The sequence below is a fragment of the Campylobacter concisus genome (assembly GCF_003048615.2).
Classification (GTDB): Bacteria; Campylobacterota; Campylobacteria; order Campylobacterales; family Campylobacteraceae; genus Campylobacter_A; species Campylobacter_A concisus_C.
This window is the reverse complement of record NZ_CP049263.1, coordinates 1,744,859-1,769,185: the sequence shown is the minus strand read 5'-3', so window position 1 is coordinate 1,769,185 and position 24,327 is coordinate 1,744,859. Positions and strand designations below refer to the sequence as shown.

31 protein-coding genes are annotated in these 24,327 nt (G+C 40.1%); 23 read left to right on the top strand and 8 right to left on the bottom strand.

What is annotated here, in order from left to right:
* Positions 1-3 precede the first annotated feature (3 nt).
* Both miaA and CVS89_RS08815 read right to left on the bottom strand, forming a co-directional pair.
* Entirely contained in the window at positions 4-879 is an 876-nt protein-coding gene (gene miaA / locus CVS89_RS08820; protein WP_103646916.1) for a tRNA (adenosine(37)-N6)-dimethylallyltransferase MiaA, read from the bottom strand.
* Between the two features lie 2 nt (positions 880-881).
* Positions 882-2,096 carry an FAD-dependent oxidoreductase gene (locus CVS89_RS08815; RefSeq protein ID WP_103646917.1) on the bottom strand — a complete coding sequence of 405 codons (1,215 nt, stop codon included), beginning with the start codon at positions 2,094-2,096 and terminating at the stop codon, positions 882-884.
* Positions 2,097-2,198: 102 nt separating this feature from the next.
* On the opposite strand from CVS89_RS08815, the gene mqnP reads away from it, so the two are divergent.
* The 23 genes from mqnP to CVS89_RS08700 all read left to right on the top strand — a co-directional run bounded on the left by mqnP (position 2,199) and on the right by CVS89_RS08700 (position 19,352).
* Positions 2,199-3,059: a menaquinone biosynthesis prenyltransferase MqnP gene (gene mqnP, locus CVS89_RS08810; RefSeq protein WP_413784173.1), complete on the top strand. Its 861-nt coding sequence runs from the start codon at positions 2,199-2,201 to the stop codon at positions 3,057-3,059.
* Positions 3,056-3,577 carry a hypothetical protein gene (locus CVS89_RS08805; RefSeq protein WP_002942437.1) on the top strand — a complete coding sequence of 174 codons (522 nt, stop codon included), beginning with the start codon at positions 3,056-3,058 and terminating at the stop codon, positions 3,575-3,577. The genes mqnP and CVS89_RS08805 overlap by 4 nt, the downstream gene beginning before the upstream one ends.
* A 9-nt stretch (positions 3,578-3,586) precedes the next feature.
* Entirely contained in the window at positions 3,587-4,093 is a 507-nt protein-coding gene (locus tag CVS89_RS08800; protein ID WP_004318037.1) for a DUF6115 domain-containing protein, read from the top strand.
* A gap of 133 nt (positions 4,094-4,226) precedes the next feature.
* On the top strand, positions 4,227-5,195 hold the full coding sequence (gene moaA / locus CVS89_RS08795; protein WP_012001065.1) for a GTP 3',8-cyclase MoaA: 969 nt from the start codon (positions 4,227-4,229) through the stop codon (positions 5,193-5,195).
* Complete coding sequence (locus CVS89_RS08790) at positions 5,195-5,950, top strand: 7-carboxy-7-deazaguanine synthase QueE (protein WP_107847269.1); 756 nt, start codon at positions 5,195-5,197, stop codon at positions 5,948-5,950. Before moaA ends, CVS89_RS08790 begins: the two co-directional genes overlap by 1 nt.
* Complete coding sequence (locus CVS89_RS08785; protein ID WP_021089494.1) at positions 5,950-6,531, top strand: 6-pyruvoyl trahydropterin synthase family protein; 582 nt, start codon at positions 5,950-5,952, stop codon at positions 6,529-6,531. The genes CVS89_RS08790 and CVS89_RS08785 overlap by 1 nt, the downstream gene beginning before the upstream one ends.
* Entirely contained in the window at positions 6,531-6,734 is a 204-nt protein-coding gene (locus CVS89_RS08780) for a hypothetical protein (protein WP_004318036.1), read from the top strand. The genes CVS89_RS08785 and CVS89_RS08780 overlap by 1 nt, the downstream gene beginning before the upstream one ends.
* The gene (locus CVS89_RS08775) at positions 6,731-7,132 is read left to right on the top strand and encodes a hypothetical protein (RefSeq protein ID WP_107847272.1); all 402 of its coding nucleotides are present in this window, start codon (positions 6,731-6,733) and stop codon (positions 7,130-7,132) included. The genes CVS89_RS08780 and CVS89_RS08775 overlap by 4 nt, the downstream gene beginning before the upstream one ends.
* Positions 7,133-7,789: a 16S rRNA (uracil(1498)-N(3))-methyltransferase gene (locus CVS89_RS08770; protein ID WP_107847274.1), complete on the top strand. Its 657-nt coding sequence runs from the start codon at positions 7,133-7,135 to the stop codon at positions 7,787-7,789.
* Positions 7,790-7,870: 81 nt separating this feature from the next.
* Entirely contained in the window at positions 7,871-8,071 is a 201-nt protein-coding gene (gene rpmE, locus CVS89_RS08765) for a 50S ribosomal protein L31 (RefSeq protein WP_009295018.1), read from the top strand.
* A gap of 3 nt (positions 8,072-8,074) precedes the next feature.
* On the top strand, positions 8,075-8,890 hold the full coding sequence (gene rsmI / locus CVS89_RS08760; protein WP_107847277.1) for a 16S rRNA (cytidine(1402)-2'-O)-methyltransferase: 816 nt from the start codon (positions 8,075-8,077) through the stop codon (positions 8,888-8,890).
* A gap of 100 nt (positions 8,891-8,990) precedes the next feature.
* Positions 8,991-9,671: a 23S rRNA (guanosine(2251)-2'-O)-methyltransferase RlmB gene (rlmB, locus tag CVS89_RS08755; RefSeq protein ID WP_107847279.1), complete on the top strand. Its 681-nt coding sequence runs from the start codon at positions 8,991-8,993 to the stop codon at positions 9,669-9,671.
* Positions 9,664-10,605, top strand: a complete 942-nt coding sequence (locus CVS89_RS08750; protein WP_103603484.1) for a phosphatidylglycerophosphate synthase — start codon at positions 9,664-9,666, stop codon at positions 10,603-10,605. Before rlmB ends, CVS89_RS08750 begins: the two co-directional genes overlap by 8 nt.
* Positions 10,599-11,381, top strand: coding sequence for a hypothetical protein (locus tag CVS89_RS08745; RefSeq protein WP_107847281.1), 783 nt, complete (start codon positions 10,599-10,601; stop codon positions 11,379-11,381). The genes CVS89_RS08750 and CVS89_RS08745 overlap by 7 nt, the downstream gene beginning before the upstream one ends.
* Before the next feature lie 9 nt (positions 11,382-11,390).
* Positions 11,391-12,599 (top strand): LL-diaminopimelate aminotransferase, encoded by a 1,209-nt coding sequence (locus CVS89_RS08740; protein WP_004318025.1) that lies wholly within the window; start codon positions 11,391-11,393, stop codon positions 12,597-12,599.
* A complete protein-coding gene (locus CVS89_RS08735; RefSeq protein WP_103573262.1) occupies positions 12,596-13,858 on the top strand; it encodes a homoserine dehydrogenase in 1,263 nt (420 codons plus the stop codon). Before CVS89_RS08740 ends, CVS89_RS08735 begins: the two co-directional genes overlap by 4 nt.
* 1 nt (position 13,859) lies before the next feature.
* Positions 13,860-14,201, top strand: coding sequence for a YraN family protein (locus tag CVS89_RS08730; RefSeq protein ID WP_107847283.1), 342 nt, complete (start codon positions 13,860-13,862; stop codon positions 14,199-14,201).
* A 73-nt stretch (positions 14,202-14,274) separates the two neighbouring features.
* Positions 14,275-14,589 carry a thioredoxin gene (gene trxA, locus CVS89_RS08725; RefSeq protein WP_021092602.1) on the top strand — a complete coding sequence of 105 codons (315 nt, stop codon included), beginning with the start codon at positions 14,275-14,277 and terminating at the stop codon, positions 14,587-14,589.
* Entirely contained in the window at positions 14,589-15,035 is a 447-nt protein-coding gene (locus CVS89_RS08720; protein WP_004318021.1) for a hypothetical protein, read from the top strand. Before trxA ends, CVS89_RS08720 begins: the two co-directional genes overlap by 1 nt.
* Before the next feature lie 9 nt (positions 15,036-15,044).
* Complete coding sequence (locus tag CVS89_RS08715; RefSeq protein ID WP_009295038.1) at positions 15,045-15,983, top strand: NAD(P)/FAD-dependent oxidoreductase; 939 nt, start codon at positions 15,045-15,047, stop codon at positions 15,981-15,983.
* A 331-nt stretch (positions 15,984-16,314) separates the two neighbouring features.
* A complete protein-coding gene (gene dapB / locus CVS89_RS08710) occupies positions 16,315-17,085 on the top strand; it encodes a 4-hydroxy-tetrahydrodipicolinate reductase (RefSeq protein WP_012001050.1) in 771 nt (256 codons plus the stop codon).
* Between the two features lie 270 nt (positions 17,086-17,355).
* On the top strand, positions 17,356-18,693 hold the full coding sequence (gene purF / locus CVS89_RS08705; protein ID WP_021089447.1) for an amidophosphoribosyltransferase: 1,338 nt from the start codon (positions 17,356-17,358) through the stop codon (positions 18,691-18,693).
* On the top strand, positions 18,690-19,352 hold the full coding sequence (locus CVS89_RS08700) for a hypothetical protein (protein WP_103581102.1): 663 nt from the start codon (positions 18,690-18,692) through the stop codon (positions 19,350-19,352). Before purF ends, CVS89_RS08700 begins: the two co-directional genes overlap by 4 nt.
* 359 nt (positions 19,353-19,711) lie before the next feature.
* On the opposite strand, the gene CVS89_RS08695 is transcribed toward CVS89_RS08700, so the two are convergent.
* The 6 genes from CVS89_RS08695 to CVS89_RS08670 all read right to left on the bottom strand — a co-directional run bounded on the left by CVS89_RS08695 (position 19,712) and on the right by CVS89_RS08670 (position 24,305).
* Positions 19,712-20,263: a DUF2393 family protein gene (locus tag CVS89_RS08695; RefSeq protein ID WP_107847285.1), complete on the bottom strand. Its 552-nt coding sequence runs from the start codon at positions 20,261-20,263 to the stop codon at positions 19,712-19,714.
* Positions 20,263-20,793 carry a DUF2393 family protein gene (locus tag CVS89_RS08690; protein WP_002939967.1) on the bottom strand — a complete coding sequence of 177 codons (531 nt, stop codon included), beginning with the start codon at positions 20,791-20,793 and terminating at the stop codon, positions 20,263-20,265. The genes CVS89_RS08695 and CVS89_RS08690 overlap by 1 nt, the downstream gene beginning before the upstream one ends.
* The gene (gene hisIE / locus CVS89_RS08685; RefSeq protein ID WP_107847287.1) at positions 20,783-21,517 is read right to left on the bottom strand and encodes a bifunctional phosphoribosyl-AMP cyclohydrolase/phosphoribosyl-ATP diphosphatase HisIE; all 735 of its coding nucleotides are present in this window, start codon (positions 21,515-21,517) and stop codon (positions 20,783-20,785) included. The genes CVS89_RS08690 and hisIE overlap by 11 nt, the downstream gene beginning before the upstream one ends.
* Before the next feature lie 2 nt (positions 21,518-21,519).
* The gene (locus CVS89_RS08680; RefSeq protein WP_103573688.1) at positions 21,520-22,632 is read right to left on the bottom strand and encodes a prohibitin family protein; all 1,113 of its coding nucleotides are present in this window, start codon (positions 22,630-22,632) and stop codon (positions 21,520-21,522) included.
* A 16-nt stretch (positions 22,633-22,648) separates the two neighbouring features.
* The gene (locus CVS89_RS08675) at positions 22,649-23,563 is read right to left on the bottom strand and encodes a branched-chain amino acid transaminase (RefSeq protein WP_002939975.1); all 915 of its coding nucleotides are present in this window, start codon (positions 23,561-23,563) and stop codon (positions 22,649-22,651) included.
* Positions 23,564-23,663: 100 nt separating this feature from the next.
* Positions 23,664-24,305: a thiol:disulfide interchange protein DsbA/DsbL gene (locus CVS89_RS08670; protein ID WP_103607346.1), complete on the bottom strand. Its 642-nt coding sequence runs from the start codon at positions 24,303-24,305 to the stop codon at positions 23,664-23,666.
* Between the last annotated feature and the right edge of the window lie 22 nt (positions 24,306-24,327).

Here is a 24,327-nt window from a genome sequence, read left to right as displayed (position 1 = left end):
AATTTAACCTTTTAAAAATTTCAAAATTTCACTTCTAGTCTGCACCAAATCACCCACAAATTTCTTCTCAAACTGCGAGCGGTTAAATGTTCTTTGACGCTTAGCAAGCTGGGCTGTGTGCGTTGCTATGAGTGTTTCAAGCTCACTTTTTGAAATTTCACCCTCCAAAAACTGCTTGCACTCCTTTAGACCTATCGATTTTAGTGGCTTTGGCTCGCTTTTATACTTGTCAAATAAAAACTTCGCCTCATCTATCAAGCCCTCATCTAGCATATTTTTCGTTCGCTTTGCGATGCGAGCTCTAAGCTCATCTTTATCCCACAAAATTTCAAATATCGCAAGCTCTTTTATGACGCTCTCTTTGGTATTTTGCTTTAGCCAGATGCTTGGGATTTGCCCGCTAAATTTATAAATTTGATACCATTTTTCGAGGCGGTAAGAGTCGTTTTGGCTAAATTTACTTGCAAACTCAGGGTCGTTTTGTAAAGCTAGCTCATAAATTTCTTCGTTGCTTAAATTTAGCTCGCATTTTGGCACGTCTGGCGCAAGACCGCTAAGCATCGCCTTTAGATAAAAGCCACTGCCTCCTGTGATGATGAGCAAGTACTCTTGCGAGCGCGCAAATTCCTTTGCGTTTTTATAAATTTCAAAAAATGCCCCAACGCTAAATTCCTCATCAGGGTAAATTTCATCCACCCCAAAGTGCCTCACAGCCCCCAGCTGCCAGGGCTTTGGCTTTGCGCTGGCGATATCTATCTCTTTATAAAGCGCAAGCGAGTCAAGGCTTAAGATGACGCCACCAAATTCCTTTGCTAGCTCAAAGGCTAGGTCGCTCTTGCCGCTTGCCGTGGTGCCAATTAGTGCTAGCTCGCCAAACAAGCTTAGCCCTCGTAAAGTGAGCTAAATAGCAAAATTTCATCACTTTGCTCGTTACTTTTGCCCTCTTTTAAAAGATCAGCCAAAACGCCTGCAAAGTGCGGTGTAAAGCTTAGTTCGTTTAGCCCGTATGCTTGGTTATAGAGTAAATTTTGATATGTCTCGTCGCGTCCGATCGCTGGTTTGTCATTTGAGCTAAGAAGCACGAAATTTGCCCTAAAACTAGGCTCTTTTAGCTCGTTTATGCCAAGGTGTTTTTTTAGCTCGTTTAAAAATGCGTTGATCTTTTCTGTTTTAACAAGCGTATCGATCGCGCCCACTTGTAAATTTGTGATGATCGTGACGCCATTTTTCGTTGGATAAATTTTGGCAAACATATCATTTAAAATGATCGGCTTTTTAGGGATCTGACCCTCGCTTAGCACAAGATCGATCGTGTAAAATTTAGCCAAAATGGCACTTAAATTTGTCCCAAGCTTGCTTGAAAGCTCCAAATTTCTACTAGCCACGACAAAGCTATCAGCCTCGTACTCGCCAGCTGCGCCAACAGCCTTTTGCACAGCTTGCCCCTGCGTTTTTAGCTCATAAATTTCATCATTTATAAACTGCACTCCAAGCTCATTTAGCTCGCTAACAAGCACCTTTTTTAGCTCAGCTGTATCGATGCTTGCGTTTTTGCTTAAATTTAGCGCCCCTTTTATGCTTCTATTTATCAAACCAAAATTTGCTAGCTCGCTATCCACGCTTAAAATTTCTTGCTCGCTATCAGCGACCCTTGTCTCATCAAGCCTTTTTTTAAAGCTCTCATCCTCGCTAAAGATGAGATAAACGCCACTCTCATCAAAATTTATCTGCGGATATTTTTCGCTTAGCTCTCTTAAAATTTCAAAGCTCTTTTGTCCAAATTTTTTAAACAAAATTCTCATCTTTTTGTTGTGAGCCTTTGTTGATTTAAGCGTGAAATTCGCCATCCAAGCTCTAAAGTTTTCATTTAAGCAAAGCGCTATATCAAGCTCGCTTTTTTTACTAACTATCCCCAAAAACGAGCTAGATATCGCTCCATCTCTTGCAAGTGCTGGGGTGTTAAATGGGGTTAAAATTCCGCTCTCAAACTCATCTTTTTGGCTGCTAATAACTAAAATTTCTTCACCCTTTTTAGCTAGCTCAAGCGCCGTAAATAACGCACTAAAACCATCTCCGATAATCGCTATTTTACTCATCATAACCCTTCATTTTAAATTACTCTCGCAATGATAATATAAATTTAGATTTAAAGCAAAATGGTGTAAAATCAGACACTTTTTAAAAAGATGGAAATTTATATGATCAAAAAGCTAAAAGATATCGCAGAACTCATCGTTTTTAAGCACTCGGTTTTTGCCCTGCCCTTTATCTTTGTGGCGATGATAGTTGCGAGCAAGATAGAAAATGGCTCGGCTTGGTTTGGCTTTAAACTGCTTATTTTAGGCACTCTTTGCGCGGTCAGCGCTAGAAATTTCGCCATGGCGTTTAACAGATACCAAGACGAGGACATCGACAAGCTAAACCCACGCACCGCAAGCCGTCCAAGCGTGGATGGACGCATTGGCAAGGGCAACATGCAGCTTTTCATCGTAGCAAACGCGCTTATCTTTATCATTTGTGCTTATTTTGTAAATTCGCTCGCATTTTGGCTAAGCTTCCCCATACTTGCCGTGCTTGGCGGATACTCGCTGTTTAAGAGATTTAGCGAGCTAGCGCACTTGGTGCTAGGCCTTAGTCTTGGACTTGCTCCGATCGCTGGAGTAGTCGCAGTGAGCGCTGCCATACCGCTTTGGAGCGTGCTACTTTGCCTTGGTGTGACATTTTGGGTGGCTGGATTTGACCTGCTTTACTCGCTTCAGGATATGAAATTTGACCAAGAAAACAAGCTCTTTAGCATACCAGCCATTTACGGCGACAAGGCGACACTATTTTTATCAGCCATTTTTCATGCTCTAGCCTTTATGCTTTGGCTACTTTTTGCTTGGGCGGCTGGGCTTGGAGCGATGGCATTTTTTGGCATTGTGGTAAGCGGCGTGATATTATTTTTCGAGCATAGGATCGTAAGACGCGACTTTAGCAAGATAGATCGGGCGTTTTTCACACTAAATGGCTACTTGGGAATTTTATTTTTCATCTTTGTTTGGATCAGTGTATTATGAGCGAAGTAAGGCTTTTTAAAGCGCCTCTTAGCATGGTTTATGAGTGCGACAGAAGTGGAGATGAGAAATTTTTAAGAGAATTTAACTCTATCTTGCCAGGCGACGAAGATGCGCTTGGAGCATGGCTAAAGCGTGCAAAATCACGCGGCGAGACCAAAGAGAGCGACCAAGTCTTGCTAACGCTTGTCATCGAGCTTCATAGAAAGATCGACGCGCTTAGTGATTATATAAAAAATGAGCACAAGCAGTATCTGCCACTAAAAGAGAGCGCAGATATCGATGAGATCGGCTTTACACATATAAAAATAAGCGAAGATAAATTTAAAAAAGATGAAATTTACTACGCAAGGATTGCGATGCCTATCTTTCCAAAGAGAAATTTGAGCCTTTATCTAAGGGCACAGGATGAGAGGCTAGCAAAGATAGAGAACATGCACGAAGAGGATGAGGCCGACTGGAACGCTTATGTGACGGCTAGAGAGCGTGTGATGATAAGAGAGCTTAGAGCGAATTCGTAAAGGAAAAATATGGAAATTTACATTTTTTTAGGTTTTGGCATCGTTTTAGCGATAATAATAGCTTTGATATTTATAAAAGATAGCGAGACAAATAAGAAATTTACAAGATATGAACGTGCCATAGAGAGCGCCATACAAGAAAACTATAATCTCAAAAAACAGCTAGCCGCACTTGCAAGCTTTAAGCCTGATGATGACGAGCAGCTAAAAGATGTAAAAGATGAGCTAAAAGAGCAGATAAACGAGCAGATAAATGAAAAAATCGTGCCGATAATCCGCGCTATAAAGAGCATCGAGCGAGTGATAGATGACTTTGCAAACGAGCAAAAAGATAGGATGTTTAACCTTGAGGAGCGAACAAGAGATATCAATAAAATCGCCCCGAGTGTTATAAATGAAGAAGAGCAGATCCTAAAGATGTTTAAAGATGGCAAAAGCGCAGCCATGATCGCTAAAGATCTTCACGTGGGTATGGGGCGAGTTGAATTTGTGCTTAAATTTCATAAATTAGCCTAAATTTGGGCTAATTTTAAAAGACAAAACTACTCTTAAACTACAAAAATTAGCTTAAATTTTTATTTAAATTTAAATCTTTTAACATATAATTGAAAATTAAAAAAGCTCTAACCAAGCTTAAAAAAGGTGCTTTATGCTAATAGATAAATATGGTCGGGTTGTTGATTATTTAAGAATTTCCGTGACGCAGCGTTGCAATTTTAGATGTAGATATTGCATGCCTACGACGCCATTTAGTTGGACGCCAAAAGAGAATTTACTGACATTTGAAGAGCTATTTTTATTTGTTAAAGTAGCTATCGATGAGGGTGTGAAAAAGATCAGGATCACAGGCGGCGAACCACTCGTGCGCAAGGATTTGGACGTCTTTATAAAGATGATAAGCGATTATAAGCCAGACATTGATCTAGCGCTTACGACAAATGGCTTTATGCTGCCACACTTTGCCAAAAGGCTAAAAGACGCTGGTCTAAAGCGCATAAATATGTCGCTTGATACGTTAAATGAGCAAAAGGCTAAATTTATCGCTCAAAAGAGCGTCTTGCACGAGGTTTTAGCTGGCTTTGAAGCAGCACTTGATGCTGGATTAAAGGTGAAGATAAACACAGTCGCATTAAAAGGCTTTAACGACGATGAGCTAGTAAATTTGCTTGAGTTTGCTAAATTTAGAAACTCTCAGATAAGATTTATCGAATATATGGAGAATTCGCACGCAAAAGAGGATCTAAAAGGACTAAAAAGCGATGAAATTTTAAAGATCATCTCGCAAAAATATAACGTCACAAAAGATGAAAAATTGCCAAACGCACCTGCGTCTATTTATAGGCTTGATGATGGCTATAAATTTGGCATCATTGACCCACATAAACACGACTTTTGCGAAAGTTGTAACCGCATTAGACTAAGCGCTGAAGGGCTTTTGATACCATGCCTTTACTTTGAAGATGCACTAAGTATCAAAAAAGCAGTTGCAAATGGCGACATCGTCGCAGCGAGTGAAATTTTAAGGCAAGTGCTAGCTAACAAGCCAAAAGAGAACAAATGGGCTCTAGGGGCTGAAAATGAAACCTCTTCAAGGGCTTTTTACCAAACTGGTGGTTGATGAGCAAAGAGCTAGAATTAGTTGAGGCATTTTTAAGCATCCAAGGCGAGGGCGCTTATCAGGGCAGGCTCGCTGTGTTTTTACGCTTTTTGGGCTGCAACCTAAACTGCTCTGGCTTTGGCGTAAAGACAAGGTCTTTAAAAACAGGCGAAGAGCTTTTGGGATGCGATAGCATAAGAGCCGTTTTTAAGGGGCATTTTCACCACAAAAGATATAGCACAGATGAAATTTTAAGCCTAGTTGATGGGCTTTGTAAAGGCTTAGAGCAAAAGCCGATCATCGTTTTAACAGGCGGCGAGCCACTCATCTGGCATCAAAATGAAAATTTCATAAATTTGGTAAGAAATTTGCTTATAAACTACGAGGTGCATTTTGAGACAAATGGCACGATCTTGGTTGATTTTGCTAAATTTGAAATTTATAAAAATTGCCATTTTGCACTTGGCGTAAAGCTAGCAAATAGCGGAGTTAGCGAGCAAAAACGCATAAATTTAGATGCCATTTTAGCTATCAAAAATAACGCAAAAAGCAGCTTTTTAAAATTTGTCCTCTCGCACTTTGACAAAAGCGAGCTAGATGAAATTTTATATATAAAAAATAGAGCAAATTTACCAGTTTGGTGCATGGCGATGGGCGCAAATGCGGACGAGCTAAGCAAAAATGCTCTAAAAACAGCGCAGTTTGCCATAAAGCATGGATTTAACTACTCAGAGCGTATCCACATCAGGCTTTGGGGCGACAAAGAGGGTGTTTGATGATTATTAGAAAACTTTTTAGATTTGAAAATGCGCATATCGTGAGATTTTGTAGCTCAAAGCGCTGCAGGACGAGCATCCACGGTCACAGCTACGTAGCAGAAATTTTACTTAGCTCAAATTTCTTAGATAACGCTGGCATGGTCTATGACTTTGGGCTGATGAAGCAAAACATAAAGACGATCATAGATAGCTTTGATCACGCTACGACCATATATTCAGGCGATAGTGATGAATACAAAAACGATCTTAAAAAGCACTCTGCAAGGTGGATCGAGATCCCGCTAAATCCCAGCGCAGAGCAGTTTTGCCGCATATTTTTTGTAATGATCGAAAGGCTGCTTGAACTTAGCGTGATGAACAACGGCGAGCGCGAGGTGAAGCTTCATAGTGTCATCGTCCATGAGACCGACACTGGCTATGCGCAGTGCTTCAAAGAGGACGCGATAAACCCACAAATGGGCGAGATAAGGCTTAGTGATATCAAATTTTCAGAGGCCGTTATGGACGAGTGGGAAGATAAAAATTTGCTTGAAAAGATGATAAATAAGATAAAAATAGAAAATCCAAAGGACGTTTAATGAAAAAATTTATAACCTCTTTTTTGCTTATAGCTGGCGTATTTTTGGGATGTGGAGATAAAGAAGAGGCCAAAAGCGACGTTAGTGAGCCAGTACCAAGTGATGTTACGATAGCTCAGCCTGATGCAAATGTAACTATCGACGAGCAGCTGCCACCTGAGCCAGTCGTCGAAGAAAACGAGCCTCCTAAAGATAAAAAATGAACGAACACTTAAGCTCGCTTTATGCTTATACTTTGCCATTTCACGTGACATTTTTTTATGCGCTACTTGCTTTAGCGGTGCTTTATCTAGCGCTTACTCAGTTTGGAGTGAGAACTAAAAATTACGTGCTTCGTATAAGGTATTTTTTACCTATTTATCATATGCTGCTTAGCTTTTTGGTGCTAACTGGGCTTATTTTGTGGGCATATTATAGCTACGAGCCAAAATTTAACGCCATAAAAATGCTTCTTATCTTGATAGCCTTAATCGCACTTAGCGCCTTTGGATACAAAAGGCTAAAAAGATATGCCATTGCTGGCGAGCTAGAGAAATTTAAAAAATTTGCCTTTATTAAAGGCATTTGCGACATTATTTTGATCATCATAGCAGGGATTTAGATGAAATTTTTATATGATAAAAACGCTGGCGAAGAGCGCCTGAAAATAGTAAATGAGGCATTTTTACACCTAAAAGCTAGAAGGGTTGAAACAGGTGAGCGCATAAGTGTTAGAAATTTACGCGACGGCAAAGAGTATATCTACGAGATCGATGAGATAGAGCGCAGAAGTGCAAATTTAAGCCTCGTCTTTGCCAGCCTAAACTGCGAGCATAAATTTGACTTTACCATCGCTTGGGCGGTCGTCGATCCAAAAACGATCGAAAAGGCGCTGCCATTTTTAAATGAGCTTGGCGTTGGCAAGATCGCCTTTGTCTATACTAAATTTTCTCAAGCAAATTTCAAGATCGACCTTGAAAAGCTAAACTACATAAACGCACTTTCATGTGAGCAGTGTGGGAGAACGTCGCTAATGGAGTTTGAAATTTATAAAAATTTAGATGAGCTAATGAACGTTTATAAAAATGTCTCGGCCATAAATTTTGGTGGTAAAAATTTAAATGAAAAAAGAGATGATGAGATATTAATAATCGGTCCAGAGGGCGGATTTAGCGAGGACGAGATGGCTAAATTTAAAAATATCTACGGCCTAAATACAAAAAATATCCTAAGATCACAGACCGCAGTCATATCTGTGGCGGCAAAATTTCTTGCCTGATTTATTTGATTTTTAGATTAGTTTTTATATAATCAGCAACTTTTAAGGTAACAAATAGCCCAAAATAATAAAGGAAAGATGATGAAAAAAGAGATCCATCCAGAGTATGTAGATTGCACCGTAACTTGCGCGTGTGGCAACACTTTTAAGACAAAGTCAAACAAAAGTGAAATCAGAATTGACATTTGCGACAAGTGCCACCCATTTTTCACTGGCAGCGAAAAGATAGTTGATAGCGCTGGCCGTGTTGAGAAATTTAAGAAAAAATACGCTCAAAAATAAGCCTTGCTCTACTTTGTTCCTACTCCAATAGGAAATTTAGAAGATATCTCGCTTCATGCGATCAAAATTTTGCGTGAATGCGAGATAGCTATCTGCGAAGATACAAGAGTTTGCAAAAGCCTTGTAAATCTGCTAAACGAACGCTTTGACGCAAACATAAACATCTCAAATTTTATCCCACTTCACACACACAACGAAGATGAATTTTTTGCAAATTTAAATGATGAAATTTTGAGCAAAAACATAGCTTACATGAGTGACGCTGGCATGCCAGGCATAAGCGATCCAGGTGTTAGCCTAGTAAGATACGCTCAAAAAAATGATATCAAATACGAAATTTTAAGCGGAGCAAACGCTGCACTTTTAAGCGTGGTTGCAAGCGGACTTTGCGATAAAGAGTTTGTTTTTTTAGGCTTTTTACCAAATACCGGTAGAGAGAGGGCTTTAGCTATACAAAATGCTTTAAATTTAGCCTATCCAGCTGTGATCTATGAAAGCCCAAAACGCATATTAAGCTTAGTGCAAAGCATCGCAAATTTAGAACCAGAGAGAGAAATTTTTGCCATAAAAGAGGCCACCAAAAAATTTGAGACTAAATTTAAGGGCACAGCCAAAAATTTATTCCAAATTTTAGAAAAGGCGAATTTAAACGGCGAGTGGGCGGTAGTCATCTCAAAAAGTGCTAACATAGCCACTCAAAACATCACAAAAGATGAGATCATCTCTCTTGATATAGCCCCAAAAGCAAAGGCGAAACTGCTTAGCAAAATAACTGGCAAAGATGTCAAAAAGATCTACGACGAGCTTATAAAAGCGTAAATTTAAAAGCTCAAATTCTCTCAAAAAGTTTCAAAAATTCACTCAAATTTAGAAGCAAAATAAGTTAAATTTTACTTGACTTTAGCTACCATAAGCAACCATGATAATATACGGAAAACAGCTATTTTTACATATTTTGAACAAGCGCCCACAGATATTAGAAGAGATCTATCTCTCAAAAGAGTGTGATAAAAAACTCTTCTCTAAAATTTGTGGCACTGGCAAGAAGATCATCCGCGTGGATAATCAAAAGGCCCAGTCGATGGCGCATGGCGGCAACCATCAAGGCTTTTTAGCAAGCGTTAGTGAGTTTGAGTTTTCAGACTTTAGTGAGCTCAAAAAGCTAAATTTCATCGCCGTGCTTTATGGCATAAGTGATGTCGGAAACATCGGCGCCATCGCTAGAAGCGCCTATGCTCTAGGCTGCGAAGGACTAGTTATTGTTACAAAAAGTGTAAATATGCAAGGTGTTTTAAGGTCAAGTAGCGGTGCTGCTTACGAGATACCAATAGCGATCTTTGAAGACGGACTTAGCCTGCTAAATGAGCTAAAACAGTGTGGTTTTAGACTTTACGCGACGGCAAGCAACGGCAAAAATATAAAAGAGATGAAATTTGCTGGCAAAAGAGCTTTGGTGATGGGCTCAGAGGGCGAAGGCATACCGCAAAAAGCTCTAGCAAAGTGCGATGAGTGCGTCGGTATCAAGCTAAAAGACGGCTGGGACTCCCTAAATGTAAGTGTAGCTTTTGCGATAATTTGTGATAGGATGATAGATGAATGAATTAGAAAATTTAAAAGAGATAGGCATAAAGGAAATTTCGCGCAAGACGCACATTGAACCAACATTTTTACAATACATTTTTGACAAAAATTTTGAAAAATTATCACGCTTAAACATGAGAGGCTACGCCAAAATTTTACAGCGTGAGTACGGCGTCGATCTTAGCGAACTTCTCGCTGAATACGACGCATTTATGCAAGAAAATATGCCTGATGAGAGCAAAAAAACAAAAGTTAGCCCAAAAATTTCTTCTTACACACCTGAGGATGTCTCGATCCAAAGGCAAAGTAGCGGTGGCGGGGCTGGATTTTTCTTCTGGATCATCATTTTAGCTATCATCGCTGGCGGTGCTTACTACTTTGACGCTTACAAATACGTCCAAAATTTCATAGCAAGCTTAAATGAAGACAACACAAGCGTGAGCTACTCACAATCAAGCATCGTCAATGAAGTGAAGAAAAACATAATCGACACAAATGTAACGATCTCTCAAAACACTCCAAAGATCGATGCAAACGCTTCAAGCGTGAAAATTTCAGCTCCAGCTGAGCAAAACGTGACTGTAAGTCCTGCTAGCGTTGATCAAAATGCCCTAAAACCTAGCATGGCAGCCCAGCCAGCTCCAAAAGTAGAGCAAAACGTGACAAAACCGCTAAATGAAGCGATCATCACACCAAAACAACGCGTTTGGATAGGCATCATCAACCTTGAAAATGGCCAAAAAACATCAAGCGATACAAGCAAAAGTGTCAATATAAATTTAGACCAAAGACAGCTAGTTGTTTGCGGAAATGGCAACATCGAGCTTAAGATCGGCGATAAGGTGACAAAGTATAACCCAAGCCGTCCAGCTAGATTTTTAGTAGAAAATGGCGATATGAAATTTTTAACTTATGACGAGTTTGTCGAGATGAATAAGGGCAAATCTTGGTAAAAAAACTAGCCATATTTCTTCTTTTTAGCGTTTTTTCATACGCTTTTGATCTAAATAGCAGCGCAAATGCACTAAGTAGCGGAAAAGATCTACAAATTTCTTTAGAAAATTTAGATACTAACGGCTCGCTAAACGTTGGCGAGCTGGTCTCAAGGCTAAAGCAAAGCTCGAACTACGATGCTCTCTCTTTTAGCTCAAATAGTTTAAATTTAAAATTTATAAGCACACAAAAAGTCCCCTCAGCACTTTTTGTAAAATCGATAAATTTAGCTCTTGAAGATGCAAATATAAGTGTGGCAAGGGTAAATTCTCTAAAAAATGGCAATGAAATTTCTTATGGGATTTTAGCTCTAAAAAGTGGTGGCATAGATCCAAATTTACTAAATTTCACGCTTAGTAAAAGCGGCTTTAAGATCATGGGATTTGATAGGCTTGATGGAAATTTAGCGCTTTATTTGGACGCTAAAAATATGAGCCTTGATGCGTCAAAAGTAAATTTTAATGAAGAGACCCCGCTTGTCAAAAGTGGCGGCGTCTATATCGTCGATGTAGCAGGCGCAAGTAGCCTAAATATCATCTCAAACGAGCCAAATAAATGGGTGCCACTTGTTAGAATTTATGATAAAAATTTAAACCAAATCGATCTAAAAAGAGAAAACGAGATAAAAACTAACTACACCATAAATTTATCTAATGACGCAAAATATGCGTTAATTAGCGACAATAACGACATAACTAACATTAAAAACGAGATAATTATCAAGCTTATAAAATAGGAGCAAACAGTGTTTGATGAGATAAGATTTAATACAATTGAGCGTTTGCCAAACTACGTTTTTGCCGAAGTAAATGCTATAAAAATGGCAGCACGTAGAGCTGGCGAGGACATCATCGACTTTTCTATGGGCAACCCAGAAGGCAGAACACCGCAGCACATCGTCGATAAACTATGCGAAAGCGCGCAAAAAGATAAGACCCACGGCTACTCAGCCAGTGCTGGAATTTATAAGCTCCGCCTTGCCATTTGCAACTGGTATAAGAGAAAATATGGCGTAAATTTAGACCCAGAAACTGAAGCAGTAGCCACAATGGGCAGCAAAGAAGGCTTTGTGCATCTTGCCCAAGCTGTGATAAACCCAGGCGACGTGGCTATCGTGCCTGATCCTGCATATCCGATACACACGCAAGCGTTTTTATTTGCTGGCGGAAGCGTCGCAAAGATGCCACTTCACTACAATGATAAATTTGAGCTAGACGAGAATAAATTTTTTGAAAACTTAATCCAGACGATACATGCAAGCTCGCCAAAGCCAAAATATGTAGTCGTAAATTTCCCTCACAATCCAACGACCGTGACCGTTCAAAAGAGCTTTTACGAGCGCCTTGTAAGCATCGCAAAGCAAGAGAGATTTTACATCATCTCAGATATCGCCTACGCTGATCTTACCTTTGATGGCTACAAAACTCCAAGCATCTTTGAAGTAGAAGGCGCAAAAGATGTCGCAGTCGAGTGCTACACTCTTTCAAAAAGCTACAACATGGCTGGCTGGAGAGTTGGCTTCATGTGCGGAAACAAGAGGCTTTGCGCCGCACTTAAAAAGATCAAATCATGGGTTGATTATGGTATGTTTACGCCGATACAAGTCTCGGCCACGGTCGCGCTTGACGGCGATCAAAGCTGCGTTGAAGAGATACGCCAAATTTATGAAAAAAGAAGAGATGTGATGATAGAGGCCTTTGCTCAGGCTGGTTGGGAGCTTAAAAAGCCAAATGCCAGCATGTTTATCTGGGCGAAACTTCCACCAAAGGTTAGCCACTTAGGCAGTCTTGAGTTTTCAAAGCAGCTTCTTACAAAGGCTTCAGTTGCAGTTAGTCCAGGCATTGGTTTTGGCGAGGGCGGAAACGACTATGTGCGCTTAGCTCTTATCGAAAACGAAAACAGGATAAGACAAGCAGCAAGAAATATAAAAAAATATTTGAAAGAATTTGAATGAATGTAGCGATATTGGGCGTTGGAACCGTTGGCGAGTCGGTTGCAAAAATTTTACTAAAAAACAAAAAACTAATCGCGGCAAGATGTGGCGAAGAGATAGTGCCAGTCATCGGTGTGGTTAGAAATTTAAATAAAAAAAGAGACGCTGGCATCCCTTTGACTGACGATATAAATAGCGTCATAAACCGCGATGATATCGACGTTTTTGTCGAGCTTATGGGCGGAGTTGAAGAGCCTTTTAGAGTGGTGAGCGAAATTTTAAAGCGCAAAAAAGCGGTCGTCACTGCAAACAAGGCGCTTCTTGCCTATCACAGATATGCTTTGCAAAATTTAGCCAAAAATACGCCATTTGGTTTTGAAGCAAGCGTGGCTGGTGGCATACCGATCATCAGAGCCTTAAGAGAGGGGCTTAGCGCCAACCACATCTTAAGCATAAACGGCATACTAAACGGCACTAGCAACTACATCCTAACCTCGATGATGAATGAGGGCTCAAATTTCAAAGACGCACTTAAAAAAGCACAAGAGCTTGGATACGCTGAGGCCGATCCTACTTTTGACGTGGGTGGCTTTGACACGGCTCACAAGCTTCTCATCCTTGCTAGCATCGCTTATGGCGTGCACGGCGATCCAGAGGATATCTTGATAGAAGGGATACAAGGCATCACGCCAGAAGATATATTTTTCGCAAAAGATTTTGAATACTCAATAAAACTTCTAGCCATCGCCAAAAAAAGCGAGGGCAAGGTCGAACTACGCGTGCATCCAGCGCTAGTGCCACAAAATAAAATGATAGCAAAGGCAAGCGGCGTAACAAATGCGATCAGTGTCGTTGGCGAGGTCGTTGGCGAGACGATGTACTATGGGCCTGGAGCTGGTGGCGATGCGACAGCAAGCGCAGTAATTAGCGACCTCATCGACATCGCAAGAGACAGCAAGTCGCCTATGCTTGGATACAAAGCGCCATTTGAGCTAAACACCTTAGAGCTTCTTGACCGCGACAGGATAAAGACGAAGTATTACTTTAGGCTAAAAGTCGAAGACAAGATGGGCGTACTAGCAAAGATAACAAATTTAATGAGCGAAAACAACCTTTCAATCGACAGCTTGCTACAAAAGCCAAAAGATGAGAGCGAGTATGCTGTGCTATTTTTCACGACACACACGAGCTTGGAAGCTGATGCGAAGCGAACTATGGAGCTTTTAAAAGAGCAAGAGTATATAAAAGAAGAGCCATTTATGATGAGGATCGAGGAGTAGCTTGGGGCTAAAAGAGTATCTCTTTGGTAAGAGCTCCGAAGATAGGGCTTGCGAGTTTTTGCGTAAGCTTGGTTTTGTCATTTTAGAGAGAAATTTTCACTCTAAATTTGGCGAGATCGACATCATCGCGCTAAGTAGCGATAAAATTTTACATTTTATAGAGGTAAAAGCAACCAGCGGAGGATACGAAGCGGAGTATAGGCTAAACAAGGCAAAATATATGAAAATTTTAAAAACTATAAATTTTTATATGATGAAAAATGAGCCAAACAGGGACTTTCAGCTTGATCTACTAATTGTAAAAAATGAAAATTTTAAGCTGATAGAAAATATTAGTTTATAATAAAATTTATTATTTAGCTAAAATTTAAATTTGATTTTGTATAATTGCCACATCTTGAAAATAAGGAGAACAAATGGGAAAATACATCGAACTCACAAAAGAAAATTTTGATGTAACAAAAGAAGGCGTTGCTCTAGTAGATTTCTGGGCTCCATGGTGCGGACCTTGCCGTATGCTAGCTCCAGTTATCGAAGAGCTTGCTGAAGACTTTGAGGGCAAAGCGAAAATTTGCAAGGTAAATACTGATGAAGTACAAGATCTTGCGGTTGAGTTTGGCATCAGATCGATCCCAACATTGCTATTTTTCAAAAATGGCGAGCTAGTTGAGCAAATGGTCGGTGCGCAGTCAAAACAAGCCCTAACTGACAAACTAAATTCGCTTCTTTAATGAGCGAAAAAAGAAGAGGAAGTCTGCTTCCTCTTACCTATATATTTGGTTCATTTTTTGGTGCAGCTATGATAGCGGCTGCATTTGCGTATAGCAACTATCGTTTTTCACAATATAAATTTGTTGATTTTGCGAAGCTAGTTTTTTACGAAAAAAGCGAAATTTTCACTCCAAAAGAGCCAAAATACACGCTTTTAATCTTCAGTTCAAATCAATCAAAATTAGATGAAATTTTACCAACCAAAAATGAAACAGTTGTGGCGATCGATATCTTTCAAAAAAGATATGAGTCAAACTCAACACTAAAATACATAAGCTCAGATATAAATACAGTCCTAGAGCTGATGCGAAATTTAAGCATCACGAAGCTACCTAGCAGTGTTGAGATAGTTCATCAAAGGGGCGAAATTTACAAACAAAATTCGTCCATAAATGTTTTAGAATAAAGGAAATTTATGCTTGATTTAGCGATCATCGGAGGCGGTCCAGCAGGACTAAGCGCCGGACTTTACGCCACTAGAGGCGGACTAAAAAATGTTGTAATGTTTGAAAAAGGCGAGCCTGGTGGTCAGATCACCTCGAGCTCAGAGATAGAAAACTACCCAGGCCAAAAAGCCCCTGGCGAGAGCGGCTTTGATTTTATGAGCACTTGGTGGAAGCAGTGCAGTGCATTTGGACTAGTTCACAAGTGGGCAAATGTCGTTGGTGTTAGAAAAAATAGTGACGGCAGCTTTGAAATTTTACTTGAAGGCGGAAAGAGCGAGCAGGCAAAGGCTGTCATCGTAGCGACTGGCTCAACCCCAAGACGCGCTGGCTTTAAAGGCGAGGACGAGTTCTTTGGCAAAGGCGTTAGCACATGCGCAACATGCGATGGCTTCTTTTACAAAAACAAAGAGGTAGCCGTCCTTGGTGGTGGCGACACAGCTGTTGAAGAGGCACTTTATCTAGCAAATATCTGCTCAAAAGTCTATCTTGTGCATAGACGTGACGAGTTTAGAGCAGCGCCAACAACCGTTGAAAAAGCTAGAAAAAATGAAAAGATCGAGTTTATAACAAGTGCGACTGTAAAAGAAGCGCTTGGCGATAAGATGGGCCTAACAAAGATCGTGCTTGATACCAAAAATGGCGAGCGCGTGCTTGATGTGCCGGGCATTTTCACCTTTGTCGGACTGAATGTAAATAACGAAATTTTAAAAGATGAAAACGGCAAATTTATCTGCGAAATGGCTGATGGCGGACAAGTTAAGACAAACCTTAAGATGCAAACTAGTCTAAAAGGGCTCTTTGTAGCAGGTGACATCAGAGAGGACGCTCCAAAGCAAGTCATCGTAGCAGCAGGTGACGGCGCTGTGGCTGCACTTAGCGCTATGAGCTACATAGAAAGCTTGCATTAATACTCAAATTTAGCCAAACTTTTGGCTAAATTTCTCTTTCAAAATAAATCATTTAGTCAAATTTATATTTAGTTTTTATGCTTATCAAAACACTTTTTCAAAAATTGCATTAATAAAATAACTCTAGGGCAGAACGTAACCCCTTTTGCATAAAATAGGCAAAAAGTGCACTCCAATATAATCAATATCCATTTTTCTGATCGCAGTAATTGTCACAATGATAATTTTTAATTAAATTCTTACCTAAAGTAGCTCTTTTTCAAAAGCCATTTCGTAATCTCTCTATAATAAATTTTATGTTAAATTTCAACCAAAAATCAAAGGATAAATTTTGGTAAAAATAGGACTTTACGGCGCTAGCGGCAAGATGGCTCAAAGTATCATCTCTTGTTTAAAAGATGAAAAAGACGCCACTTTAAGCGTCGCTTTTAGCCAAAAAAATGAGGTTGAAAATTTAAGTAGCGAACTTTTGACAAACGACTTTGCTAAATTTTTTGAAGCGTGCGACGTTATCATCGACTTTAGCCAAAAAGAGGCGACCGTAGCACTGCTAAACTACGCTAGAACCAACCCAAAACCACTAGTTATCGGCACAACCGGACTAAACGACGACGAGAAAAACTTGCTTCATCTAGCATCAGGCACTATGCCAATACTCTACGCAACAAACATGAGTCTAGGCGTAGCAGTGTTAAACCGCATAGCAAGGATAGCTTCGAAAGTTTTAAGAGAATTTGATATAGAGATCGTCGAGCAGCACCACAGACACAAAAAGGACGCTCCAAGCGGCACTGCGATGACTTTAGCAGGCTGTGTGGCAGAGGCAAGGGATCTAAATTTAAAAGATGTTTTAGTAACCGGTAGAGCTGGCATGGTGGGCGCAAGAAGCAAAGATGAGATCGCAGTTATGGCGCTTCGTGGCGGCGACGTAGTTGGTCGTCACACGGTTGGCTTTTACAATGACGGCGAATTTATCGAGCTAAACCATACTGCAACTAGCAGAGCGACCTTTTCAAAAGGTGCGATCAAGGCTGCTATCTGGCTAAAAGATCAGAGCAGTGGCCTATACTCGATAGATGATAGTTTGGGGCTTGATGATTAAATTTAAGCTTGATGATATAAAGATATGCAAGCTAGAATTTGTCGATAAATTCTACCTGTCAGAGCGCGAAAGCGTCAAAATTTAAGAGCTAATGAGTTTGATCTGAGATGATAAAATTTAGTTTTAGCGTATGTGGATTGTTATAAATGGTGCAAATAACGGCAAATGTGCCAGCACTTTGGATAGCAAGCCACTTACAAAAAGTGCTTAGCGTTGGCTATGAAATTTAACTGCAAAGATAAATTTAAAAAGATGAAAAGAGGATAAAAGATGTGTGCGATAGTTGGTATCATAAATTCTAAGGATGCGGCGAAAACGGCGTATTATGCGTTATTTTCTATGCAACACCGTGGTCAAGAGGCAAGTGGCATCAGCGTCTGTAACGACGGCGAGATCTCTACTCATAAGGGTAATGGCCTAGTCACCGAGGTCTTTAATGAGGAGATCTTAAGCTCACTAAAAGGCGACATGGCGATCGGTCACAACCGCTACGCAACAGCTGGCAAAAACTCAGGCCGTGACGCCCAGCCAATAGCCGCCAACTACGCCCTAGGTCAAATCTCAATCGTCCACAACGGAAATTTGGTCAATAAAGACGAGGTTAGAGACGAGCTTATCAAAGATGGCGCGATATTTCAGACAAATATGGACACAGAAAACATCATCCACCTCATCGCAAGAAACCACGACGAACACCTACAAGATCGCATCATCGCAGCACTTGATAAGATAAAAGGCGCTTACTGCTTGCTCGTGCAATCACGCCACAAGACCTTTGCCATCAGAGACCGCTGGGGTGTTAGGCCACTAAGCCTTGGTAGGCTAAAAGATGGCGGATATATCGTAGCTAGCGAGACTTGTGCGTTTGACCTTGTTGGAGCGACATTTATAAGGGATGTTAGACCTGGCGAGATGATAGTTTTTGAGCATGGCAAGAGCGAGTTTCAAAGCTTGCAGATTTTCGAGCCAGATCCTAGAATTTGCGCCTTTGAATACATCTACTTTGCGCGCCCAGATAGCGTCATAGAGGGCAAAAGCGTCTATGAAGTGAGAAAAAAGATGGGCGAGGTGCTAGCAAAAAAGAGCAAGGTAAAGGCTGACTTTGTAGTGCCTGTGCCAGATAGTGGCGTGCCAGCAGCGCTTGGATATGCAAACGAGAGCAAAATTCCATTTGAGCTAGCCATCACCAGAAACCACTATGTTGGCAGGACCTTTATCGAGCCAAGCCAAGAGATGAGAAATTTAAAGGTCAAACTAAAACTTAACCCAATGTCAAGCGTGCTAGCTGGTAAAAGCATCGTCGTTATCGATGATAGCATCGTTCGTGGCACCACTTCTAAAAAGGTGGTCGATCTCTTAAGACACGCAGGGGCAAAAGAAATTCACTTCAGAGTTGCGTGCCCAGAGCTAAAGTATCCTGAGCGATATGGCATCGACACACCAAGCTTTGAGGAGCTAATAAGCGCCAAAAAAAGCGTTGAAGAGGTCAGAGAGTACATCGGAGCTGACAGCTTGGAGTTTTTGAGCATCGATGAGCTTAAAGAGAGCATCGGCAACGAGAGAAAATACTCGCTTGTAAGCTTTGATGGTGATTACTTCATAAAATGAGAAATTTAGTAGTTTTGCTGCTTGGGGCACTCTTTTTTGCTGGCTGCTCGCAAAAGACGCCTAGCAAAAAAGATGAAATTTCCATCATGGTGAGCTATTTTGAGCTAAATGGCAAAAAGCAGCAGCTACTAATAAAAAGCATGCCAAGCTTAGCTGATAAAAATGCCAGCGTGCCATTTTTTGGCATGATAAATTTCCTCGATCAAAATAAAACTACAAGTGCCTACTCTCTCGTAAGTGGCGTTATAAACGTCATTGAAGCAGACAACGCCTCTATAAATTTAAACAAAACTAGTGACGTTTTAGCCCTTAAAAAATCTAGCGAGATAAGGTTTTATGAGATAAGGCCTGACGTGGTTGAGAGTGTTAAATTTAGATCACCAAACGGCGTTTGCGCTGAGTTTTTGGCTCAAAAGCCAGTTTTTGTAAATGCGGCCACCAACTACTATTTAAGAGATGATAGCTTTTTTGCAAGTTTAATTGATGCAAAATTTGTTTATAAAAAGGGCGCAAAGATACTAAAAAAGGAGTTTGCTTATAGCATTGCTGAGCCTAAAATCCTAGAAGAAGCTAAAGAATTTACACAAAAATCAAACCAGCTTTTCTTAAACGATATGCAAAAGCTTGGCAGACTGCTTGATATACTCTGCACATTTTAGCAAGTGATAAATACTAAATAGAAAAATAAAAAGAGTGGCTTTTTTTACCAAAGCTGCAACCATAATTAATAATGATAAATTTCATAAAAACCAAAAATGACCACCATGGTCTGTAGATAAATTTGCTTTATTTTGGTTTTTACGTTTTTATAAAATTATTATCAAATTTCTCTTTAGAGAGTGCTGTATCGTGAATATATAAAAGAGATACAACAGATAGGTCGAGAGGTAGCGTGGTGGTGTCAATTTAGTTCGCAATGTGTCTCTTATATGGCATCACAAAGAGGCTAAGATAAAGATATTAAATATGGCACACTATATAAAGCACATTATCAAATTGTTTTTATGATCGTCTTTGTTTAGTAACAGTTTAATTTTGTGATGTTCATACCATTTTTAAAATATGGCGGATAAGGCATAGTTACTGTAAATGGCACTGCTTTTTGCTTTGGTAAATTTTGAGCTACGTCAAATTTATATGCCACAGTGTTTGGTCTCTCGTTCTCATCACCTCCAATAAACCATGAGAAAAATGAGAGTCCACTTGGTTTAAAAAATGCCTCGCCGCCAAGATCGTTTTTATTTAGTGGCTGATTTATGAGCTTAATTGTAAGGGTGCATTTACTAATGGTAAATTTACCGACATTTCTTACTTGACCGCGAAATACGATGCTTTCATTTCTTAACACTCGCTCGCTTTTTACGCCTTCGACTATGCCTTTTTTGGTGTATTTATCAAGAACTAGCATCAAAAAAATGGCAAGCGTGGTTGAGACCAAAATGTTTGTAAAAAGTAGTGATAAAAATAGTTTTCGCTCGGCTCTAAGCGAGAGCATAAGAAATAAAATAGAAAGTAGTGCGATCGCAAAAAGCACGATGATATGAACGATGGTAAAGTAGTTTGAGCTCATCAAAAACACTCCGCTTTTTTGGTGATATTGTAGTCAATGAAGGCAAAGTCATTGACAAATTCTCTTATCTGCTTGCTCTGCTTTGGCAAAAGAGCTTCATTTAAAATGATCCTTTTTTTAGCAAAAGGGTTTAGTGAATTTAGAAAATTTCTCGTGCTTTGTTTTGAGCCAAGGTAGAAGCCAAGCTCGATTTTGCAAATGTTTAATGTGTAGTTTGAATTATTTGTGATGTTAAAATCAACCATCAACGCATCGACATATTGAAGCTGTTTTGTGTTTATTTTGCTTATGCTAACTGGTCTTAGATTTTCATTTATATATTTGTTTGCGTAGTAGTTGCCCGCAAAAAGTCCCAAAAAACCAGCTAGGATAAATAAAAATCCTATCTGCCACCATGATTTTATCGCGACAAAAATTCCTAAAAGCACGATAAATATAAAGGCTAAAAATACCCAACCATAGGCTAGAAAGTCGATAAGTTTGGCGTTTTGAAGTATGAAAAGTATGTTATGCTTGATGCTATTTAACATCTCGCGATCTTTTTTCTTCGATGCCACTCATGCCAAAACGTCTTGCAAGCTCGTTTTTGATGGCATCTGGATGTATGTTGTGGGCTGAAAGTGCCACAAGTGTGTGAAAGCAAAGATCGGCTGCTTCATAGATGAGGTCATTTTTTGCTTTTTGCTCATCTTGTTTTATCTGTTTGGCAAAACTAAGCTCTTTTGCCGCCATGACAAGCTCTGTAGCCTCCTCGCCAACTTTTTTTAGAATTTGATTTTCACCTTTTTTGAAAAGGCTTGCCACGTATGAAGTTTGCGGATCTGCATTTAGTTTTCTATCTTCTATAACGTGATAAAGCTCATCAATGACGCCGTAACTTGGCTTTTTAACCTCGCTTTTTTGATCAGAAATTTCTAAATTTTCTAAATTTATCTCGTTAAAAAAGCAAGACCTTGCCCCAGTGTGACAAGCAGCGCCTCCATTTTGAACGACTTTTAAAAGCAAAGTGTCGTTGTCGCAGTCTAAAAACGCAGCCTTGATCTCTTGCGTGTTGCCACTCTCTTCGCCTTTTTTCCAAATTCTATTTTTAGTGCGTGAAAAGTAGTGAGCGTAGCGGCTAGATAGACTTAAATTTAGTGCTTCTTCGTTCATATAAGCAAGCATCAAAACCTCGTTTGTAGCGTGATCGCAAACCACCACCGGGAGCAATCCATCAACCTTTTGCCAGTCTATACTTTTTGCTATGCTATTCATTTTTACCTTTCGCTAACCGAGCTAGCTTTTGCCCTATCTTTTGCATCTAGCCAGATATTTGGCACAGCTCCGCCAGGTGTTAAGAAAATTTTGGCATCTTTGTTCTCTTTAAGAGCATCGTTAAATCTATTTTGAGTCTCGATCTGCTTTAAATTTAATAAATTCTGATCGACACTTTTTGCGATCTCTTTGTTTGCATATGCAGTCGCATCAGCCTCTATCTTGATAGCATCGGCCTTACCCTTTGCTTCGATGATCGCAGCTTTTGCAGTACCTTCTGCAAGGGCAGCTTGTTTTAGAGCCTCTTGATTTGCACGCTCGACCTCGTATTTTGTCCTCTCAGCCTCTTGTTTAGCGATCTGGACACGCTCGATCTGCTCTTTTACCTTTGAAGGCAAGATGATCTCACGAAGCTGCACTGTTAGAAGCTCGACTGGCTTGTTTGGCTGAGAGTCGATGTCTTTTCTTATGCCCTCATCGATCTGCCTTGCTAGGTCGTTTCTCTTAGTTGGTAGCTCTTCGGCTGTGTATTTGCCAGCGATGCTGCGAACCACGTCGCGCACGACAGGATCAACGATCTTGCTCTCCCAGCTAAGACCCCAAGATGCGATAGTTTGTGGTGCATTTTCTGGATTTAGGCGGTATTGCACGGTGATATCGATGCTAACTGGTAAATTTCTAGCATCCAAAACTGATATTGAGTTTTTGCGTAAAATTCCAGCTCCCTGATAAGACTTTTGCAAGCTCTCGCCCATATCTTCGCCTGAAGTGTAGTTGATGATCCTAACTCTAGTATCAACTACGATGATATCTTGGATAAATGGCAAAAAGAAGTGAAATCCTGGTTGTAAAGGATTTGGCTCATATTTACCCGCTGTGGCTTTGATGCCGACCTCGCCTGAGTGTATCACTTTAAATGGCTGAGTGATAGCAAGGATCGCGATAATGGCGATTATGATGTAGGCTAGCGCACCAAATTTGCCAAAGCCGCTTGGTATATTTGGCATTTTAAAATCCTTTTTAAAAGGTGGCTCTTTGTCATTGTTTTGACCTGAGCCCCTGTTGTCATTACCTGGCTTTTTTTTGTTGAAATAATCATTTAAATCAGCGGGCATTTCGTTCCTTTAAATCTTAAATATATGTTAAAAATGATTCGTATTTTTTGTTTAGACCATAAACTACGTCAAAGTAAGCTTTTTGTAGTCTCTTTGTCACTTCGCCTCTAGCACCGTTGCCGATGATGCGGTTATCTATGCTATTTATCGGCGTTACTTCAGCTGCAGTGCCAGTGAAAAATGCCTCGTCAGCTGTGTATGCTTGATCTCTTGTGATGCGCTCTCTTCTTACTTCGATGTCAAGATCGTGAGCTAGTCTTATGACTGTATCTTGAGTGATGCTAAGTAGGCTGTTGTCGTTTGGTGGAGTGATTAAAGCACCATTTTCAACGATGAAGAAGCACTCGCCTGGACCTTCAGCCACAAAGCCCTCGCTATCAAGAAGTAGCGCCTCGTCGTATCCAGCCTCTTTTGCTTCGTAGTTTGCCATTTGTGAGCTTAGGTAGTTTGAGCTAGCCTTTGCTCTGTTCATTTGAGCAGCAGGAGCAAGTTTAGCAAAGCTTGAAATTTTAACTCTGATGCCTTTTTCTAGGCCTTCATCGCCAAGATATGCACCCCACTCCCATGAAGCGATAGCAGTTTGCACTGGTGCTTTTGTGTGCGCTACGCCCATTACGCCGTATCCTAAAAAGATAAGTGGGCGGATATATACGTTGCTGTTATATTTATTTGCGCGAAGTAGCTCGATCTGTGCTTTTTCAAGCTCTTCTTCAGTATAAGGCACGTTTAAAACGGTCATTTTTGCTGATCTTAAAAGTCTTTTTGTGTGGTCTTTGAGTCTAAAAATAGCTAGACCTTTTTTTGTTTTATAAGCTCTTGTGCCCTCAAATACAGCATTAGCGTAGTGCAAAGAGTGAGTTAGAACGTGTACTTTTGCATCGTCCCATTTTACTAGTTTTCCATCCATCCAGATGAATTCTGAAGCGTTCATAATTAAACCTTTCTTTTTTAGAAATTTGATCCGAGTTTATCTAAAATTGCTTTAAATTTACATTTCTAAGCCCAAAATGTCCGTAAATTTTGGGCTAAAGTTACTTATCTAAAAGCTCTTTTATAGTCTTTGCCATCTCATCGATTGATGATGCTGCGTTTAAATTTATCAGATATTTGCCGCTTACCACAAAGGCTGGCACACCGCTGATACTTGCTACATCATAAGAGGCAAACCACTCGTTTAAAAGCTCTTTTGCACGCTCTGAGCTTAGCGCTTTTTCGTATTCGTCTTTGCTCACGTGAGCCGCATTTAGCGCTAGATCTATAAATCTTTGCTTATCTTTGCCGTCATTAAAGTCATCTTTTTTATCGTGTCTTGCTTTATAGATCGCAAATTTAGCTTGTTTAAATTTAGACTCATCGCTTAGCAGATCAGTCCCATTTGCCTCGTCTATCGATATAAGAGCGGCAAAAATTTTATTTGTTGTCTCGCCAAGCTTGCCTTTGGTGCTTAGGTGATATGGGATAAATTTAACCCCGTCAAGCTTTGACATCAGCTTTTTTGTGATAGTTCGGTCAAATTTATAGCAGTGAGGGCAGTCGTAGCTAAAGACCTTGACGACTGAGTTTTTAGGCACGTTGAGCGGTTTTGCTAGAGTTTGATACTCCACACCTTCAGTCAGTGCTGATAAATTTAGCGCAAAAAACGCACTTAAAATTAGCATTTTTATAAGCTTCATCTTTGCTCCTTATTATTTTTTG